Annotated in this window: 11 protein-coding genes and 1 pseudogene; 5 read left to right on the forward strand and 7 right to left on the reverse strand. The window is 59.0% G+C overall.

All coding sequences use genetic code 11. The features are described 5' to 3' along the window. Positions 1 to 567: pseudogene (locus PSV43_RS20395) on the forward strand (hypothetical protein); the annotation flags it as partial. Positions 568 to 757: 190 nt separating this feature from the next. On the opposite strand, the gene PSV43_RS20400 reads toward PSV43_RS20395, so the two are convergent. The 7 genes from PSV43_RS20400 to PSV43_RS20430 all read right to left on the reverse strand — a co-directional run bounded on the left by PSV43_RS20400 (position 758) and on the right by PSV43_RS20430 (position 12,879). Further along, a complete protein-coding gene (locus PSV43_RS20400; RefSeq protein WP_300201918.1) occupies positions 758 to 2,035 on the reverse strand; it encodes a DUF1501 domain-containing protein in 1,278 nt (425 codons plus the stop codon). A gap of 87 nt (positions 2,036 to 2,122) precedes the next feature. After that, positions 2,123 to 2,929 (reverse strand): GxxExxY protein, encoded by an 807-nt coding sequence (locus PSV43_RS20405; RefSeq protein ID WP_300201921.1) that lies wholly within the window; start codon positions 2,927 to 2,929, stop codon positions 2,123 to 2,125. A gap of 133 nt (positions 2,930 to 3,062) precedes the next feature. Further along, positions 3,063 to 6,761 (reverse strand): DUF1553 domain-containing protein, encoded by a 3,699-nt coding sequence (locus PSV43_RS20410; RefSeq protein ID WP_300201923.1) that lies wholly within the window; start codon positions 6,759 to 6,761, stop codon positions 3,063 to 3,065. Positions 6,762 to 6,769: 8 nt separating this feature from the next. After that, positions 6,770 to 7,489, reverse strand: coding sequence for an aldolase/citrate lyase family protein (locus PSV43_RS20415; RefSeq protein ID WP_300201926.1), 720 nt, complete (start codon positions 7,487 to 7,489; stop codon positions 6,770 to 6,772). 116 nt (positions 7,490 to 7,605) lie between these two features. Then, positions 7,606 to 9,012 carry a DUF1501 domain-containing protein gene (locus tag PSV43_RS20420; RefSeq protein WP_300201929.1) on the reverse strand — a complete coding sequence of 469 codons (1,407 nt, stop codon included), beginning with the start codon at positions 9,010 to 9,012 and terminating at the stop codon, positions 7,606 to 7,608. A 10-nt stretch (positions 9,013 to 9,022) separates the two neighbouring features. Then, positions 9,023 to 12,163 (reverse strand): PSD1 and planctomycete cytochrome C domain-containing protein, encoded by a 3,141-nt coding sequence (locus PSV43_RS20425; RefSeq protein ID WP_300201931.1) that lies wholly within the window; start codon positions 12,161 to 12,163, stop codon positions 9,023 to 9,025. Continuing rightward, positions 12,160 to 12,879 (reverse strand): GntR family transcriptional regulator, encoded by a 720-nt coding sequence (locus PSV43_RS20430; RefSeq protein WP_300201934.1) that lies wholly within the window; start codon positions 12,877 to 12,879, stop codon positions 12,160 to 12,162. Before PSV43_RS20430 ends, PSV43_RS20425 begins: the two co-directional genes overlap by 4 nt. A gap of 135 nt (positions 12,880 to 13,014) precedes the next feature. On the opposite strand from PSV43_RS20430, the gene PSV43_RS20435 reads away from it, so the two are divergent. From PSV43_RS20435 to PSV43_RS20450, 4 genes are all read left to right on the forward strand, one after another. Further along, the gene (locus PSV43_RS20435; RefSeq protein ID WP_300201937.1) at positions 13,015 to 14,511 is read left to right on the forward strand and encodes a hypothetical protein; all 1,497 of its coding nucleotides are present in this window, start codon (positions 13,015 to 13,017) and stop codon (positions 14,509 to 14,511) included. 94 nt (positions 14,512 to 14,605) lie between these two features. Further along, positions 14,606 to 15,421 (forward strand): hypothetical protein, encoded by an 816-nt coding sequence (locus tag PSV43_RS20440; RefSeq protein ID WP_300201940.1) that lies wholly within the window; start codon positions 14,606 to 14,608, stop codon positions 15,419 to 15,421. A 163-nt stretch (positions 15,422 to 15,584) separates the two neighbouring features. After that, positions 15,585 to 16,862 (forward strand): amidase, encoded by a 1,278-nt coding sequence (locus tag PSV43_RS20445; protein WP_300201943.1) that lies wholly within the window; start codon positions 15,585 to 15,587, stop codon positions 16,860 to 16,862. Positions 16,863 to 16,866: 4 nt separating this feature from the next. After that, positions 16,867 to 17,637 (forward strand): tetratricopeptide repeat protein, encoded by a 771-nt coding sequence (locus PSV43_RS20450; RefSeq protein WP_300201946.1) that lies wholly within the window; start codon positions 16,867 to 16,869, stop codon positions 17,635 to 17,637. The last annotated feature ends 73 nt before the right edge of the window (positions 17,638 to 17,710 follow it).

Genomic DNA, 17,710 nt, shown 5'->3' on the forward strand with positions numbered 1-17,710 from the left:
GGCAAGACTCCCACCGTGAAGCGCGCCCCCTATGAAAAGAGCAAACTCGTGGCCGGTGATCTCGCCACCGAAGTACTGCGCGTTCACGCCACGCTCAAACATCAGGACTGGGTGCCGCTGAAGGCAGCGGTCGAAGACCTCGAACTCTACGTGCGCCGTCCCACACCGGAAATGATTGCATGGGCGGAGGGCGTGCTCGCCAAACCCAAGGACGCCGCGCAAACCCACCGGCTGGAGCAGCCCTATGCCGAGCGCACGCTCGCTGCCCGCGATGCGAAGCCGGACAAGATCAGCGCCGTGATGCAGGCCTTTGGCATCGGCGAACTTGGCATCGCCGCCATCCCGTTTGAGGTCTTCACCGCCATCGGTCTGGAAATCAAAGCCCGCAGTCCCTTCAAAAGCACCTTCACCATTGAGTTGGCAAACGGCAGCAACGGCTACCTGCCCACCCCCGCGCAGCATGAACTCGGCGGTTACGAAACCTGGCTCGGCACGAACCGAGTCGAGCGCGAGGCATCGGTGAAGATCACGGCCAAAACCCTGGAGCTGTTGCAGCGCGTGCGCTGAAGACCCATGCTGCCTCACTTGCCTTTGCACATGCTCGTCGAAGAAACCTCGCAGAAGTGGGTGTAGATCACGCTGCTTCGCTTTCAAATGAAAGCTGAGCGATGCGTCGGGAATGATGACGAGTTCGTGTGCGGCGCAGGCAGTGAGGCTCCGGAAAAGAGATGGTTTTCAGGACGGAATTTGGTGCTGACTATGCAAAAAGAGCGGCAATCGGATTTCCCTGATCCGTGATCGGCACAGGACGATCTCCGTCGTAGAGGTTCTTGCGGTAATCGACGCCTACGGCGGCGCAGACGGTGGCAAAGAAATCGGGCACGCTGACGGGATGGGTGACGATGTTTTTCGAGAGGTCATCGGTTTGGCCCCACGCGCCGCAATGCTTCAGGCCGCCTCCAGCCAGCACGCAGGTGAAGGCGCTGCCCTGATGCCCGCGCCCGCCGCCACTGTCGAATTCCGGTGGGCGGCCAAATTCGGTGGTGACGATGATGAGGGTTTTATCGAGCAGCTTTTTCGCGGACAGATCCCGGATCAATGCGGCCATGGCGATGTCGAGTTCCTGGATCAACACATGCTGCTGGAGAATGCCTTCTTTGTGTGCATCCCAGCCGGTGCCATTGATGAAGTTTAGATTGTGGGAGACTTCGATGAAGCGCACGCCGCGCTCAACCAGCCGACGACTGAGCAGGCAGCGCTGGCCGAATTCACCGCCGTATTCGTTCCGCAGGTCGGCGGGTTCGGCGTCGAGTTGAAATGCGCGATTGAACTCAGGTCCGCTGAGCTTCAGGCTTTGCGCGATGGCGGCATCATAACTTTTCAACTGCCGGTCTGCGGTCGTCCCGGCACTTGCCTGGAGGGATGAGAGAAAGCGTTCGCGACGCGCCTGCCGCCCGCTCGAAATCCCCGGTGGGAGGGACAATCCTGCCGGACCGCGACTGGTATCGGTCAGGTAGAGGTAGCTGGATTGCGCACCGAGAAATCCAGGGCCACGGGTGACATTCGGATAGCCGATCAGGACATAGGGCGGGGCATCCTCGGCCACGGCTCCCCGTTCGTGGGATATGATCGAGCCGATGGATGGATAGCTGATCGTGCCGCTGATGGGACGACCGGTATGCATGCGATTGGTGGCGGCGGCGTGTTCATCGATGACGTTGTGGTTTACCGTTCGCACCGCTGTGACGCGATCCATGAGCGGTGCCATGTGGGACAAATGTTCGCACACTCGCACGCCGGGAACTGCTGTGTCGATGGACGGGTAGTAGGAGCCAGCCTTTTTTGCTTTTGGGTCGCCCACTCGTTTAGGGTCGAAGGTGTCGGTCTGCGCCATGCCACCTCCCAGCCAGATCGAAATGACGTGCTCTGCTTTTCCGCGAATGGGCGGCGAAAGGGTTTCCGCTAAAAGCGAGTGTGGTAAGGCAAGGCTGCCGGACAGGGTGGCTCCGGTTTTGAGAAAGTGTCTGCGCTTCATGAGGGGGGCGATTGTGAAGGATTTCTAGGCAGTAGAATGGGGGCAGTAGAATTTTTTGATCTGAATTTCTGGTTTGAATTCTACTGCCTATTTTTCTGTCTTGCTAAGTGTCGTGATTTCGACGCTGGCATGATTGAGATTGATCCATTGCATGACTTGAGGCGGGATGCGGTCGAAGACATGCTGAAGTTGACGTTGATATGATGTCTGGCCTTGGCTGAGAGTGGTCACGTGAAATGTCGCGTTGGGTGCGTGCATCTGAACAAGATGGGACCCTAAAACGGAAGTGGCGGAGCGGACATCGACGCGCTTCAAACATTGCGGCTCACCTCCGAAGTGATGAATGAGTGCTTCGTTGTAGAGCGTCGCGCAGAGATGAGTGCCCCAGTCGTTGAGCAGAATGCGAAGATGCTCAACAAGGCGCTCGCAGCCGGGCGTCTGCGGTTTCCAACCACATTTTTGTAGCACGGGGTGATGCCGCTCGGACTCATCCAGCAGATTTTTGAGAAGATCACCCTGAATTCTGTCTGCGCCGAAGTTGAGCAGCTTCACCAACCGCACGCCTTGTAGCATGGCGTAGTGCAACGCCTGGGCCTTGTGCGAGTTATGTAGAGTTTCGACAACTTTCAGCTCATAAACCATACCGTTCACGATCAGGTCGAGGTAATAGGTCTTGGAGAAACTACCATGAACCACTTGAACCGGAATCTGGGAGAAAACCTCAAAGCCATCCGCTCGCAGCCGTTCGGCGAGCTCGTTTTCATAGATGCGCTCGTCGAAAAGTCGGCCCATGCGATTCTGGATGTCATAAGCATGGCCCATCACCGCTTTGTCGATGCGGGCAAACTCTGCATCCGTGATGGCTGGCAGGTTGAGAGTGCGGTGGATAGGCATGATGGGAGGGATGTTTGCAGGCAGTAGAATGGGGGCAGTAGAATGGGGGCAGTAGAATGGGGATAGTAGAATTTTTGATTTGAACTTCTGGTTTTGAATTCTACTGCCCCTATTCTACTGCCTACTCTTCTTGTCACGGCATCCAGACAAAGTCGCGGTCGTTGATCAGGCTCCAGATGAGGTCTTCGTAAACTTCTCGCCATGCTGGTTGCAAACGCGGATCGGGGCTGGGGCCACGCTGGGCGCGGTTTTCGTTCTCTTGCTGAATGGTGTTGGCGTCCGGTGTCACATGGTTGAGCCAGGTCACCAGACGCAGCGGTTCTGGCTTCGTCGGTGTCACGATTTGAGCGGCGGGTGTGAGTCGTTTTTCAAAGCCGGACTGCAACACCGGGAGAAATGAATCCCGTTCAGATGGCAACGGTTTGCGGCTGAGGAAACGGAGGAATAGGTTTTCCAGCAGCGCTTCCGGTGATGTCGCTTCCACCGCGAGACTGGCCAGTTCGGATTTCCAGGATGCTCTGGACAACGACTGGGTCAGAGTGCCGTTTTCGAGGATTCCGGGCTGGAGCATGTTCGGGTCTGTATCACGATCAAAGATCGGCTTTTGGCGGGAGCCGTCCCACCCAAACGCCTCCAACACATTCACGGCGGCTTGCGCACGGGGCAGGGCCAGACTCGGACGATCCCGTTCGTTGTTGAGGCTGGCGAACATCCAGCCACGGCGGGGAAAGCCGAGATCCTGCCGCGACTGCAGCGTTTTTGATCCGTCGTGAATGAAGGTCATGGCTTCGGAATCGATGGCGACTCCGGCAGCCGTGTGCAGCGAGTCCAGGATCTGTTCAGCGGTGAGGCGGCGACGCGCTGGCGCATTGAAAAAACGTTCGGCGGCACTCGCAGAGACCAGATTTTCCAAGCCTGCCTCACGTTGATAAGCCTGCGATGTGACGATGAGCCGGATGATGTGCCGGACATCGTAGTCGGCGGAAATCAGCTCGGTGGCGAGCCAGTCGAGCAACTCTGGGTGACTGGCGTCATGGCCTTCCCAATCCTGCACTGGTTCGACAAAACCCGCACCCATGAGGCGTTTCCAAATTCGGTTCACAATCACGCGTGGGAAACGCCGGTTCTCCGGCGAAGTGATGAGGGCCGCGAGGCGCTCCCGCGTGTCCTTGGGATCTTCGATGAGGGATTCGAGGCCGGTGTTTTCCGTCACACCGGTCACGCCAGCGAAGGGCCAGACGGGAGTCACCGGCTCGTCAGGTTTCAGCGTCACGCGGATCAACGATTCGCGGGCTTTCTTTTCAAAAAATGCCGCAGGGACCCGGCTGGTCTTCGGGACTATCACTGTCTTGCGCTCCAGCATGGCGGCGAGCGAGTAGAGATCACGCTGCAGGGTGGAGTGATAGGGCGAATCATGACAGCGGGCGCACTGCAAATCGATGCCGAGAAACGCGGCGGCAACGATGTGGCCTTTCGCGGCGAACGGTGCATCGTTTTCCGCCGCCTGGGCAAAGCCTGCGCTGCCGCCGTGTGCGGCATCTCCGCGCATCAGGAGCAACTCCGTGACCATGCGGTCGAGCGCCTTGTTGTCACGCAGGGCATCGTATAGAAACCAGCGAAACGGCCCGGTACTGTTGAGCGAAGCATTGAGCAGCGTGGGGTTCTCAGCGAGAACATCCATCCAGCCGCTGACCTCATGATCCGCACAGCGTTCATCAGCGAGCAGCCGGTCGATCAGCTTGGTGCGTTTGTCAGGATCGGTGTCGGCGAGAAACGCTTTCGCCTCATTCGGAGCAGGCGGCAGACCGATCGTGTCCAGATAGATGCGCCGGAGAAAAGCAGTGTCGGAGGTGATGGATGTTTTGGCGAGTTTCTCAGGATCGACCGGAGGGGCGGGCCAGTCGGCACCGCTGCGAATCCACGACTCCAGCCGGGTGATCTGTTCTTGCGTGAGGCGGTCGCCGGTGGGCGGCATGATTTGATCCTCGTCGTTGCTGCGGAGGCGCTTGATCAATTCACTGGCCGCCGGATCGCCGGGAATGATTGAAGGGACTTCCGAATCACCTCCACGCAGGGCAGCCTCACGCGTGTTCAGCTTCAGACCGCCCTTGTCTTTCTCGCCGTGGCAACGGAAACACTGTTCCCGCAGGACCGGTAGAATCTCCCCGTGGAAAACCTTCGCTGCGTCTGTGGTGGCAGCACCCGCCGCGAGGGCATTGCCGATTTTTGCGTCGATAAAGGCATCCACGGGGTGGCCTTCACCTGGAGGTTTTGGTGCCGGATTTTTCTTCACCCATTCTTTGGCGATGCCATGGCGCTTCTGCCAAAACGAATCGCGGGACTGGGATGCTTTGCGTCGATTGGCGTCGTCAAAACGGGCCAGTGAAGTTTCGATTTCGCTGAGGGCCGGTTCGACCTGGGCATCCGTCAAAGAAAGTTCCGGATTGCCGACGGCCTGGAGAATGGTGAATGAATCGCCACTCGCCGACTCAAGAGCGACGGTGACCTCCCCGGTATCGGTGCGCTGGTTTTTTCCGCCGACAATCAACTCCAGCACGACGCGGGAAGTCGCTCTCTTGGACGGCTTCGACATCGTTCCGAAAAATTCCTGCTGGTGGTAGCCTTTGACTCGCACTCCAGGATGCGGCGGCTTTGCAAGTGGAGTCACCGGGTCGAAACCATTTTCGCCATTGCCGACCGCTGGTTTTGTTTCAGCGATTAACTCGCCATCGATCCAGAGACGTGACAGTCCGCGGGTTCGCAGCAGCACACGGCGTGATCCTTCCGGCAGTGCCACGTCTGCGGCCATGCGGAGCAAAAGCGGCGCTTTCCAACTCGACCGGATGCCCCATTCGTCAAACTGCACCGGCACACGGGGCAGCAGGAACGCAGCGCCCCACCAGCGGGCGGATTCCTGCGGTGCCTCCATCGAATTGGGCCAACGATCAGAGACGGAGAGACCTTCGTTGAATTGAACGAGCACTTTTCCTGCCTGGATCTTTCCTAACTCCGGCATTTTCGCGACAGCGGGCAGCACCACTTGGGGGCCATCTTTTCGCCGGCTGTGCTTCGCGATTTCTGCATCGGTCAGAGCGCGTCGATGGATCGCCACGGCATCCAGAAAACCCACCAGACTGTTGCCCGCGTTGCCGCCCAGAGACGAGCCGATCCAGACGTCGTCATTATCGACCACGGGTGCCTTGGTCGTTGCTCCATCCGCTCCCCATACTCCCTTGGTTGCCACACCGTCAATCCATCCGCGCAGCGTGTCGGGTTTGCCAAAGACGTATGAAATGGCGATGTGATGCCAGCCCGTCGCGATCTTGAAAGACGCCTCTGAATTCCAGATATGCCAGGTGTTCTGGCCGCCGGGTTCTGGAGCGCTGGCAAAGAGAAAGCTGAGATGTGCCAGACCCGCACTCCCGCCGATGGCGCGCAGAGACCAGTTCTGATTATTGCGGGCAAAGTGCGGCGAGTTGGTGCGACCTTTTCCCACGATATACACTGGCTGGCCGGGGCTCAGTTGAATCACCTTGACCCAGGATTCCATCGTGATGGCATCGCTATTGGTGAAATCGAATGGACTCTGCGGCCCCGGATCTTTGATCTCAAAACGGGAACCTTTTCCCTTCAACTGAATGGCGGTGTTGTTTGATTCAAAATCCGGAAACTCCGGCGGACGCGGCCCGGCCTGATCACGCACCACATTGCCAACAGGAATCAATGGAGCCGATTCTTCCTGGCCGAAATCCAGTTGCAGCACCGGCTTTGAATCGTCGGCCTGAAGTCCACAGACGCAGACGATGCCAAGCAGCGAAATGGTTGTTCTCAAGGTCATATTTAGACTCGAAGAGGTTGGACAACGTTGCGGTAGCTCTCGCGCAAGAGCGTGACGTCAGTCTCGATGGCAAGATGGGTGAAACCGAGCGCCTGCAGTTCGGCAAAATCGTCGGTCTGACGACAGAGAAGACCACAAGATTTGCCCGAAGCCTTGGCCGCAGCGGCGACTTCGAGCAGGCAGGCCGCGTAGTCCATGCTGGTGCGTTCGGGGCGGGACTGAAGGTTGAGCTTCAAATCCATCGGACCAATGAAGAGCACATCCACACCATCGACAGCGGCGATGGCGCGCGCGTTTTCCACTCCTTCAATCGTCTCGATCTGCGCATAGAAAACAGGCGTGCGCATTTCGCGATGAAGTCCGAAATTAAAGGCGCGCACCATTCCTGCCAGACCTCTGTCTCCACGCGGCGGGTAGCGCATGGCGCGCACGCAGGCTTCGGCTTTTTCCGCCGTGGATACCATTGGCACCATGATACCCGCAGCACCCCAGTCCAGCGAACGCGCGATGAGATCTGGATGCGGTGCGCCGACTCGCACGATGGCATCGGCATTGCGGATGACCTGGATTTGCGGCAGCACCATGGCCTCGGTGCCGCAGCCGTGCTCGAGGTCGATGAGCAGCCAGTCGAAGCCGCTCATATCGGCAATTTCGGCGATGACGGCGGAACCGGTTTGCAGCCAGGTGCCGAGCTGGAGATTTGATTTGGTAACAGGAGTCATGGGAGAAGAAGTCGTTTTGTGAAATTGGGCGGGATTAATAGGCAGTTGAATGGGGGCAGTTGAATGGTGAGTTCTGAATTCTACTGCCCTCATTCTACTGCCTAACTCTGGGTGAATCACGCTCCCAGCAGCTTGGTAAAGGGGTGCCCTTCGTTTTGGTCGATGCGCTCTGGCCGCCCCATGTGCGGGTAGATGAGCCGCGTGTGATCGATGCCCAGCAGATGCAGAATCGTGGAGTGGATATCGTGGACGTGCAGGCGGTCTTCCACGGCATAGAGACCCAGATCGTCCGTGCTGCCGTAGGTCTGGCCACCTTGCACACCGCCGCCGGCCATCCACATGGTGAAGCCTGTGGGATTGTGATCCCGGCCGTCGCCTTTTTCGCTCATGGGGGTGCGGCCAAATTCGCCGCCCCAGATGACGAGGGTCTCCTCCAGCAGACCGCGAGACTTGAGATCGGTGAGCAGCGCGGCAATGGGTTTGTCCACGGAGTTGCAGAGCTGTGAGTGCTTGGCCTCGATGCCGTTGTGGCTGTCCCACTTGCTGCCAGCGCCGCTGTAAAGCTGCACGAAACGCACACCGCTTTCGACGAGGCGACGGGCGAGGAGGCAGTTGCGGCCAAAGGTTGCAGTGGCCGCGTTGTTCATGCCATAGAGCTTTTTGGTGAGCTCGGTTTCTCCGCTCAAATCGACCGCGCCGGGTGCTTCAGCCTGCATCTGGTAGGCGAGTTCGAAGCCCTGGATGCGGGCGTCCAGTTCGGTGTTGCTGGTACGGTTCGCGTTGAAATCGCGGTCGAGTGCTCCGAGGAGGTCGAGCTTGTCGCGCTGTTCACGGCGGTCCACGCCTTTGGGGTTGTCCAGGTATTTGATCGGCGTGCCGTCGGAGTGAAATTCGACGCCCTGATACACGGCTGGCATGAAGCCATTGCCCCAGTTGCGCACACCGTTCACGACCGATGCCTCGCTGTCCTTGATGACGACAAAGGCGGGCAGGTTTCGGTTCTCCGTGCCGAGCCCATACGAGGCCCATGCGCCAAGCGACGGACGACCGCCAAAGAGTGAGCCCGTGTTCATCGAGCACACACCGCCCGCGTGATTGATCCCGCTGGAGGCACAGGAGCGAATCACGGCGAGATCGTCTGCATGACCGGCGACCTGTGGGAACCAGTCGGAGATCCACAAGCCGCCCTGGCCGTGTTGCTTCCAGGTGCGTTTGCATTCGAGCAGGGGCGACTTCGCCTCGCCTGCCGCCGTGAGCGGAGTCTTGAAACTCGCGGGCAGAGATTGCCCGGCCAGCTTGTTCAGCAGCGGTTTGTAGTCGAAGGTGTCGAGGTGGCTGGGACCACCTTCCATGAAGAGGAAAATGACGCTCTTTGCCTTGGCAACACGTTGGGGCAGACGAATCGAGGCGGCCTGGGCCTGCTCGCCCATGATTGCCGCCAGCGCGACGGCACCGAAGCCGCCACCGGCAGTTTGCAGGAAGTCGCGGCGCGAGGCGGGAAGGTCGTAGCGATGGCAGGACATGGCGTTGGAATTAGTGAAGGTAGAAGAACTGATTCGAGGTCAGCAGCACCTGGCAGAGGCCGGTCATGGCTTTGAGCAACGGATCATTCTCCTGGGGGGCTCCGGTGTCGGCACCACTCCAGGTGAATTGCGAGTTCGGCGGATCAGCGGCACGCCAGATGAAAAGACCGGCATTCCATTTTTCGGCATCGGTGTTGAGCGCGCTGTCATCAGCGTGACCCGCCACGAGGCGCAGCGCCTCAATCTGGCCGTCCCATTGCCGCGTCGGCGTGCGCTTGTTCAGGCCACCGAGGATGACCGGCGAAGCGCCCCGGCTGAGATTGGAGAGGCGATCCATCGGCACGACGGCGGACTGCACCGCAGCCCCGGGCGTATCGAGATCACGCACGGTGAAAGTGACGCTATGACGAGCGCTGGAAACACGCACCACCAGATGATAGCGGCGACCGACCTCAATGTGAATGTCGGATGCCACCACCTGATAACCGATGTTCGCGTTCTCGTCCTCGCCCACTAATTGCATGAGGATGTTGCGCGGTTTGTAACGAGACTTTTGACCGGTGACGTCGATGCTCCAACCGAAGGATTCCAGGCTCGCTTTGCCGCCGTCCCAATGCGAGACCAGGGTGCGAAGTTCGGCATTCACATCGACGCTGTCGAGCTTCACGATGGCCTCGACGGAGAATTCATCGCCCTCTTTTTCATTGGAACGAACGAGCAAACGCTCATGCGGGCTGTTGAAATGAAAGCCCCTGCTTGGGGCATTATTTTCAGCGGCTTCGGTGGCGGGAAGCGCTGCTTCGGTCATGCCAATCCGCCGCTTGAGAAAGGCATCCGCCGTCGCCCGCTCTTTGTCTGTGGGGCGTCGGCCCAGAACAGCCATCCAGACCTCGTCGATGCCCTTCACCTGCGAAGCCAGCTTGCGGGCGCGGGCGAGCAACCAGTCGCCATTGAGCAACTGCAAGGCCTGGGTTGGCGTCGTCGTGCTTTGCCGCTCGGCGGTGCTCGTAAAACCCGCTGGCATGTCGAGAGCCAGCAGCAGGTCGTTTGGGCTGTTGCGCTTCTTCCGCGTGTAAACAGAGCGGCGTGTGCCATTGCCATCACCGGATGGACCTCCGGCTGTGAGGTCAAGTTCACCGCTCACCGCCAGCATGGCGTCGCGGACCTGCTCCGCATCCAGACGGCGGGGGTTGAAGCGCCAGAGATAAACATTCGATGGATCGACCTTTGCCGCCGTCGCATCCGGCTCGCGGCGCGCGGTCTGGCGATAGGTGGCGGAAAGCATGATCTCGCGATGCAGTGCTTTTAAATGCCAGCCTCCGGCCACAAACTTTGCCGTGAGAAAATCGAGCAGCGCGGGATGCGACGGCTTCTCGCCCAGAGTGCCAAACTCACTGGCTGACGCGACCATGCCGCGTCCGAAATGATACTGCCACACGCGGTTCACGATGACCCGGGTGGAGAGCTGGTTGTCCGGTCGCGTGATCCAGTCGGCGAGCGCTGTGCGACGACCGGTGGAGGTCTTCGTCGGCGTGATCTTGGGCGGATTCGGGTCCACGATGGCAAGGAAACCCGGCGCGATTTCCTGATCGCCTTTGCGGGTGCTCAGCAGGTTGGCAGGTGCTGCGGGGCCAGCATCCGTGGCCACGTAGGCTTCGGGCAGTGGCTTGGGCTTCAGGTGCTGGAACTGATTGAGTTCCTCCTTGAGCGCCTTGTATTCCGCCTTGGCCGCGTCGGTCTTGAGGTTTTTCGTTGGGTCAAATGACGCACGCGCAAAATCCAACTGGCGCTCACAAAGTCCGCCGAGCTGTTTCTCCAACGCATCACGCTGGTCCGCAGGTTTGAAGGTCATCGCCTGCAAGTCTTCGGTGAAGCTGACAAGCCACGTTTCAACCACCCGGTCGATGCCAGGCTTCGTGAGTGCGTCCATTTTGGCACGGATCGCAGCCGTGGCGGCTTCCCACTTGGCCTGCTGCTCATCAAAGGCCTGCTTCTCCGCTGGAGTGACGAGCTTCAAATCGTCGCGCCAATGCACCGGCGTGAAAAAGGCGCGCAGACGATAGTAGTCCTTTTGTAGAATGGGATCGAATTTGTGATTGTGGCAGCGCGCACAGCCCATGCTCAGTCCGAGAAAAAGCTCACCGGCGGTGTCCGTCAGGTCGGTGAGAATCAGGTCCCACTGGCCGCGCACATCGCGCAGATTGTATTCATACACCGGATGACGCAGGAAGGCGGTGGCGATCATCACCTCCGGGTCATTCGGCGCGATTTCGTCGCCCGCGAGCTGCTCGCGCACGAACTGATCGTAGGGCTTGTCGTCGTTGAACGATTTGATGACGTAGTCACGATACGGCCAGACGAACGAGCGATAGGCGTCCTGGTTGTATCCATCGCTCTCCGCGTAGCGCACGAGGTCGAGCCAATGCTGCGCCCAGCGTTCGCCATAGCGCGGGCTCGCCAGCAGTTCGTCCACGAGCTTTTCATAGGCCAGCGGCTCCTTGTCGTTTACAAAGGTGTTGATCTGATCCTGCGTCGGTGGCAGGCCGTGAAGGTCAAAATAAACACGGCGCACCAGTTCATGGCGGTCCGCTTCTGAGGCGGGTGTGAGCCTCAGCGCAGCACGCTTCTGTTCGATGAAGCGGTCGATTTCGTTGCGCCCCCATTTGCCGTCCACTTGCGGCGGAGACACTTTCGCCACCGGTTGAAAGAACCAATAATTTCGCTGCTGTTCCGTGAAGCCTCCCTCAGTCACCACGACCTGCTTCGAGGCATCTTCGGGCCACGGCGCACCCAGCTTGATCCACTTCTCCAGAATCGCGATCTCGGCGTCCGGCAGCTTTTGCTTGGGTGGCATCTGGAAGTCTGCGTTCGCATAGTGTACCGCCTCGATGAGCGCGGACGCTTCCGGCTTCCCCGGCACCAATGCCGGGCCAGTGTCTCCCCCCGTTTTCAAGTAGCCGATGTGGTCCACCCGCAGGCCGCCCTTCTGCTTCGTGTCGCTATGACATTCATAGCATCGCTTTACCAGGACGGGACGCACTTCGTTCTCAAAGAAGGTCGCCGCCGCACGCTGCGTATCATCCAACGCCAACGCCGTAGTCGCGGTGGCAGCAATCGAGAAGAGCAGGGGGGAAAAGCGCAGCGGATTCACTTGGCGGGAATTGGGCGTTTGCCAGAGCGGGTGGCTTTTGCTGTGGGCGGTGGTTCCGAGATTTCGGGGGTGTACCACTCAATGGAGTCTTTGATATGCTGGGCCATCACTTTGGCGGCAGTCTCCGGCTGGCGGTTGGCCAACGGCTTCAGTACATTTCGGTGCCCCATCACGCTGAAACTGCGGAGATCGGGGGCCATCTTCTGCTGGAGGCTGTGGATGTAGGTCAGCGCCATCTCGAACTGCCAGCGCACAAATTGCCATAGCGTGACCAGACGTTCATTGCCGCTGCACTGCATGATGTATTCATGCATGGCAATGTCCAGTTGGCTGAACTTTACCCCTGTCGCTGCTTTCTCCTGCGACATGATGCTCTTCTCAATCCAGCGGGTGTCTTCTGCAGTCCATCGGATGGCCGCCAGCCGCGCGCCCATCGCTTCCAAAGCAATGCGAGCTTCGACAATTTCGGTGATGTCTTTTTCCTCCAGCGTCCGCACGCGCGTCCTACCTGTTGTCTCAAACTGAACAAGGCCTGCGCGTTCCAGCTCAATCATCGCTTCACGAACAGGCGCACGGCTGACTCCAAAGCGTTCGGCCAGCATCGGTTCCGCCAGGGCTTCACCCGGCTTAAAAGTGCCGGAAATGATGTCGCGCCGCAACTGTACGGCAATTTCATGGGCAAGATTACGTCGGGGCTGAAAGCTATTCTTCGTCATGGGGTGCTGCGGGATATAAGCACGACGAAACTGTCGACACTATTCTTTCTTCTAAAATTAACTGTCGACAGTATTTCTTTCGTTGAAAACTAACGGCGCTCAAATCCGTAAGACGGAACTTTCCAATCCTGACCCATGATGAAGTCTCCCGCCTCTCCCCCACGCTTCGTATCCACACTCGCTCTCCTCTTCGTTTTCGGCGCTGTGGCTTCGGCGGGGGAACTGCTCGTCGGCAGTGCGACGGTGGACATCACTCCGCCCGAGCCGGTGGCGCTGGCCGGGCAGTTCAGCACGCGCATCTCCACCAAGGCGGAGACACCCATCGTCGCGGCAGCCCTCGTCATTGAGACGCAGGAAGCGGGGAAGCAGCTCGATCTCGCCATCATGATTTCCTGCGACCTCGTGGCCATTCGCCCCAGCATTCAGGACAAGACGCGGCAGAAGCTCGCGGCGCTGGTGCCCGGGATCGACGTCCGCAAACTGTTCCTCTCCGCCACCCACACGCACACCGCGCCTGTGACCACGGAATTGGAGGCCAGCCCGAATCTCTATGACATCCCGAAGGAAGGCGTGATGCAGCCCCCGGCCTACGTGGAGTTTCTCACAGATCGCCTCGCAGAAGCCGCCGCGACGGCTTGGAAGCAGCGCCAGCCAGGTGGGGTCAGCTGGACGCTCAGTCACGCTGTGGTGGGGCTGAATCGCCGCGCGGTTTATGCCGATGGTCACGCGCAGATGTATGGTAAAACCGGCCAGTCGAACTTCCGCAACATCGAGGGTGGCGAAGATCACGCCGTGGAAACACTCTTCTTTTGGGACGCGGCCAAGAAGCTGCGCGCTGTGGCGATCAATCTGGCTTGTCCGGCGCAGGAAGTGGAAAGCCGCAGCTCGATCAATGCCGACTACTGGCATGAAGTGCGCGAGCAATTGAAAGCGAAACTTGAGCTGCCCGAACTCAACGTGCTCGGCTGGTGCAGTGCCGCAGGTGATCAGTCGCCGCATCGCATGTATCGGAAAGAAGCCGAGGAGCGCATGCTCAAGGCACGCGGACTGACGATGCTCCAAGAAATCGGCCGCCGCATCACCACAGCAGTGGCTGATACGGTGGACATCGCACGGGCGGACATTCGCACCGACGCGCCGTTCAGCCACACTGTGGCGGACCTGACATTGCCACCGCGCAAGATCATCCCGCGCGAGTATGAAGACTCGAAGAAGATCCTCGCGGAGTTCAGCGTCATTCAGAATCCGGACAATCGGGTGCGTATGATGATGGATCGCGAAAAGGCGGTGATCAGCCGCTTCGAGGAAGGTGACAAGCTCCCGCCCTACAGCATGGAGCTGCATGTGCTGCGCATTGGCGACATCGCCATCGCCACCAATCCGTTTGAACTCTATCTCGACTATGGCGTGCAGATGAAGGCGCGCAGCGTGGCGGAGCAGACCTTTCTCATTCAGCTCGCTGGCGGTTCGGGCAAATATCTGCCCACACCTAAAGCCATCGAAGGCGGCAGCTATTCCGCGCTGCCGGTCAGTAATGCCGTCGGGCCCGAAGGCGGACAAGTCCTCGTGAACGAAACCGTGCAAGCCATCAGCGCCCTCTGGCCAGCCAAACCGCAACCGGGCACGAAATAGAAACCGAGGGACCCATGACGGCGATCAAGACTTTACAGCCCTACCCGCTGGATACACGCTCGGCCACAGGGACGATTTAGAAAGCTCTACCTCCATGAATATCCGCTGTCTTACTTTCATGATTCTCGCCGCGTTCGGCCTCAACCTTTTGCCCGCAGCAGAGCTGTCCCCAAGCAGCGCACAGAATGCCACTCCCTGCGAAGGAGCCTACCCGCGCCATCTTCAGGGTATCTGCACCGATGGCAAAGGCAGCATCTTTTGGTGCTGGACCGATGAGCTGGTGAAGACCGATCACAACGGCCATGTTCTCAAGAAAGTGGCCGTGGCCAGTCATCACGGAGATCTCTGCTATCACGACAGTCGCGTCTATGTTGCGACGAACCTCGGAAAGTTCAACCAGCCAGCGGGCGCGGCGGATTCGTGGGTCTATGTCTATGATGCGGCCACCCTCGCCGAGCTTGCGAAGCATCGCCTGCCCGACGTGGTTCACGGCGCAGGCGGCATGGAGTATCATGACGGGAAGTTCATCGTCATCGGCGGTCTGCCGCCCGGTGTGAACGAGAACTACCTCTACGAATACGACAAAAGCTTCCGCCTCCAGAAACGCCACGTCCTCGCCAGCGGCTACACGCTCTTGGGCATCCAGACTGTCGCGTATGCGGACGGCGCGTGGTGGTTTGGTTGCTATGGCAAGCCCGCGGAACTGCTGCGAGCGGATGAGAACTTCCAGTTCACCGGCAAATGGGATTTCAACGCCTCTGTCGGCATCGCACCGATCAGCGGTGGCCGCTTTCTGATTGCTCAAAACACGGCCATCAAAGTCGACGGTGGCAAAACAAAGGCAAACCAAGCCCGTGTCGTCATCGCCCGACCCGACGAAAAGACCGGCATGGTGGTCGAAAAGCCCTGACCCCATTTGGTTTGCTGCTCTGGGCCACTTCGGGAAAACCTGATGTTTTTCGCTGGTTCGAATCAAGTCCTGTTCACTTCCTTCATTCGAGGAACTGTGGATGCGCTATGGAGTGTTTACCCCATTGTCGGCAGTGAGCCTTGCTGCGATTGTTCAAGTCTATATGATAAAAAAGCGTCTCGGTGATTTGCTGCTTGGTGGAGTGGTGATGATGGTTTTCGTTGGCTGTGCCTCCCCGCAGCAGAGGCGGCTGAGGCATGCACGTGAGAATGCATTTATCAGCTACTGGCCGGCGCAGGGGCAGGGGCTGCGGCTGGCGGTGAAGGACAATATCGACATGAAGGGCAGGGTGACTTCGGCGGGAAGCGAGTATTTGGCGAAGCACAATCCTCCGGCAGCACGAGATGCGGCGTGTCTGGCGCTGGCGCGGGAACGAAACGTCCTGATTGTGGGTAAGACAAATCTCACGGAGTTTGGGGTGACGGTCTCCGGCGATAATCGATATTTTGGCACGCCTAAGAGCCGTCTGGATGGCAAGGGAGATGTGATCCCTGGCGGTTCTTCGAGCGGTTCGGCGGTGGCTGTTGCCACGGATATGGCGGATGTGGCGTTTGGCTCGGACACGGGGGGCTCGATCCGGACGCCGGCGGCTTGCAACGGCGTGTATGGATTGAAAACGACCTATGGTCTGGTTTCAACCAAGGGGGTGTTTCCGATCTCGCCGAAGCACCTCGACACGGTGGGACCGCTGGCACGAAACATCAGCGATCTGGCCAAGGGGATGGATTTGCTGGAGCGGGGATTTGCGAGCAAATATCGCGAGGCTGTGGCGGACAAACCGAGGGCGCGGCAGATCACCATCGGGCGGCTTTATGTGAGTGGCACGGATCCGGCGATTGATAAAGCCATCGACGACGAACTGAAGGCGAAGCATTTCAAAATCGTCAGACTCAGCGAGGAATTCGGGGAGAAATGGCGTCAGGCGGAGAAAGACGGCAAGGTGGTGGCGCTGGGGGATGCGTGGTACAATGATCAAGAGTACGAGCATCATAAAGGTGTGAGCCTGCTGACGAAGCTGGTGCTGGCCAATGGTGAACTGGATTACAACTTAGGCTACAAGGCGGCGGTGAAACGCAAGGCGGCATGGCAGCGTGAACTGCGCAGGGTCTTTAAGTACGTGGATTTCATCGCGATGCCGACGCTGAAGAGCCTGCCGCCGAAAATGCCTTACTGGGGTGCTGATGTCATCTTTGAACTGCGCGTGTTTAACATGCAGAACACGCTGCCGGTGAATTTTGCGGGCAACCCGGCGCTGGCGATTCCGATTGCGATGCCGCCGCAGAAAAAAGCCATGCCTGTAACCAGCCTGCAACTTGTCGGCCCGCGCTTGAGCGAGGCGGCTCTTTTGAATGCGGGAAGACTGATTGAACTCAAAAACTAACACCATGTACCTATCCTCCATCTCTCGAACCACGGTCTTTGTCGCAGCCCTGCTGCTCACCTGCACCACCGGCCATGCACAAAGCGCGAATGAACTGATGCTGCGAGGCGATGTTCATGATCTCAAATTTCAGGCTGCGGATGCGCTGCGGTATTATCTGCCGGCGGAAAAAATTGAACCTGCGAATGTGGATTTGCTGGTGCGCATTGCGCGGCAGTACCGGCATCTGATGTCGGATGCGAGAACGGAGGCGGAGAAGCTCAAAATTGGCGCGGTGGCGCTGAACTATGGCAAACGTGCGGCAAAGCTGGGGCCGAATGATTCGGATGCGCAGATCTCACCCGCGATCACCTACGGGCGCATGCTGCCGTTTCAGAGTAACAAAGAGCAGGTGGCGGCGACGCCGCTGATCAAGGCGGCGGCAGACCGCGCCATCGCCCTGAATCCGCGCAACGATGTGGCCTGGCATGTGCTGGGGAGATGGCACCAGGTGCTGGCCAATATGGGCACGATGAAGCACCTGCTGGGAGGGCTGATCTATGGGAAGCTGCCGACGACCACGCATGAGGCGGCGCTCGTGTGCTTTGAGCGGGCCATCGCGATCAATCCGCGGCGGCCACGGCATTACATTGAGCTGGGACGGACGTATGCGCAGATGGGGAAGAGTGCAGAAGCGCGGAAGTTCATCAACAAGGGGCTTACAATGCCTGACCTGGAGAAAGATGATGCGGAGGTGAAGCAGCGCGGGCGTGAGGATATGGCGAAGCTGCCTTGAGGTGGCGCACACTTTGGAGGTGAGGAAGAGAAAGATGTGCGGCGGGGCTGGTTGCAGACGCTGCTGGTGGGCG

The sequence above is a fragment of the Prosthecobacter sp. genome, from assembly GCF_029946185.1.
GTDB lineage: Bacteria > Verrucomicrobiota > Verrucomicrobiia > Verrucomicrobiales > Verrucomicrobiaceae > Prosthecobacter.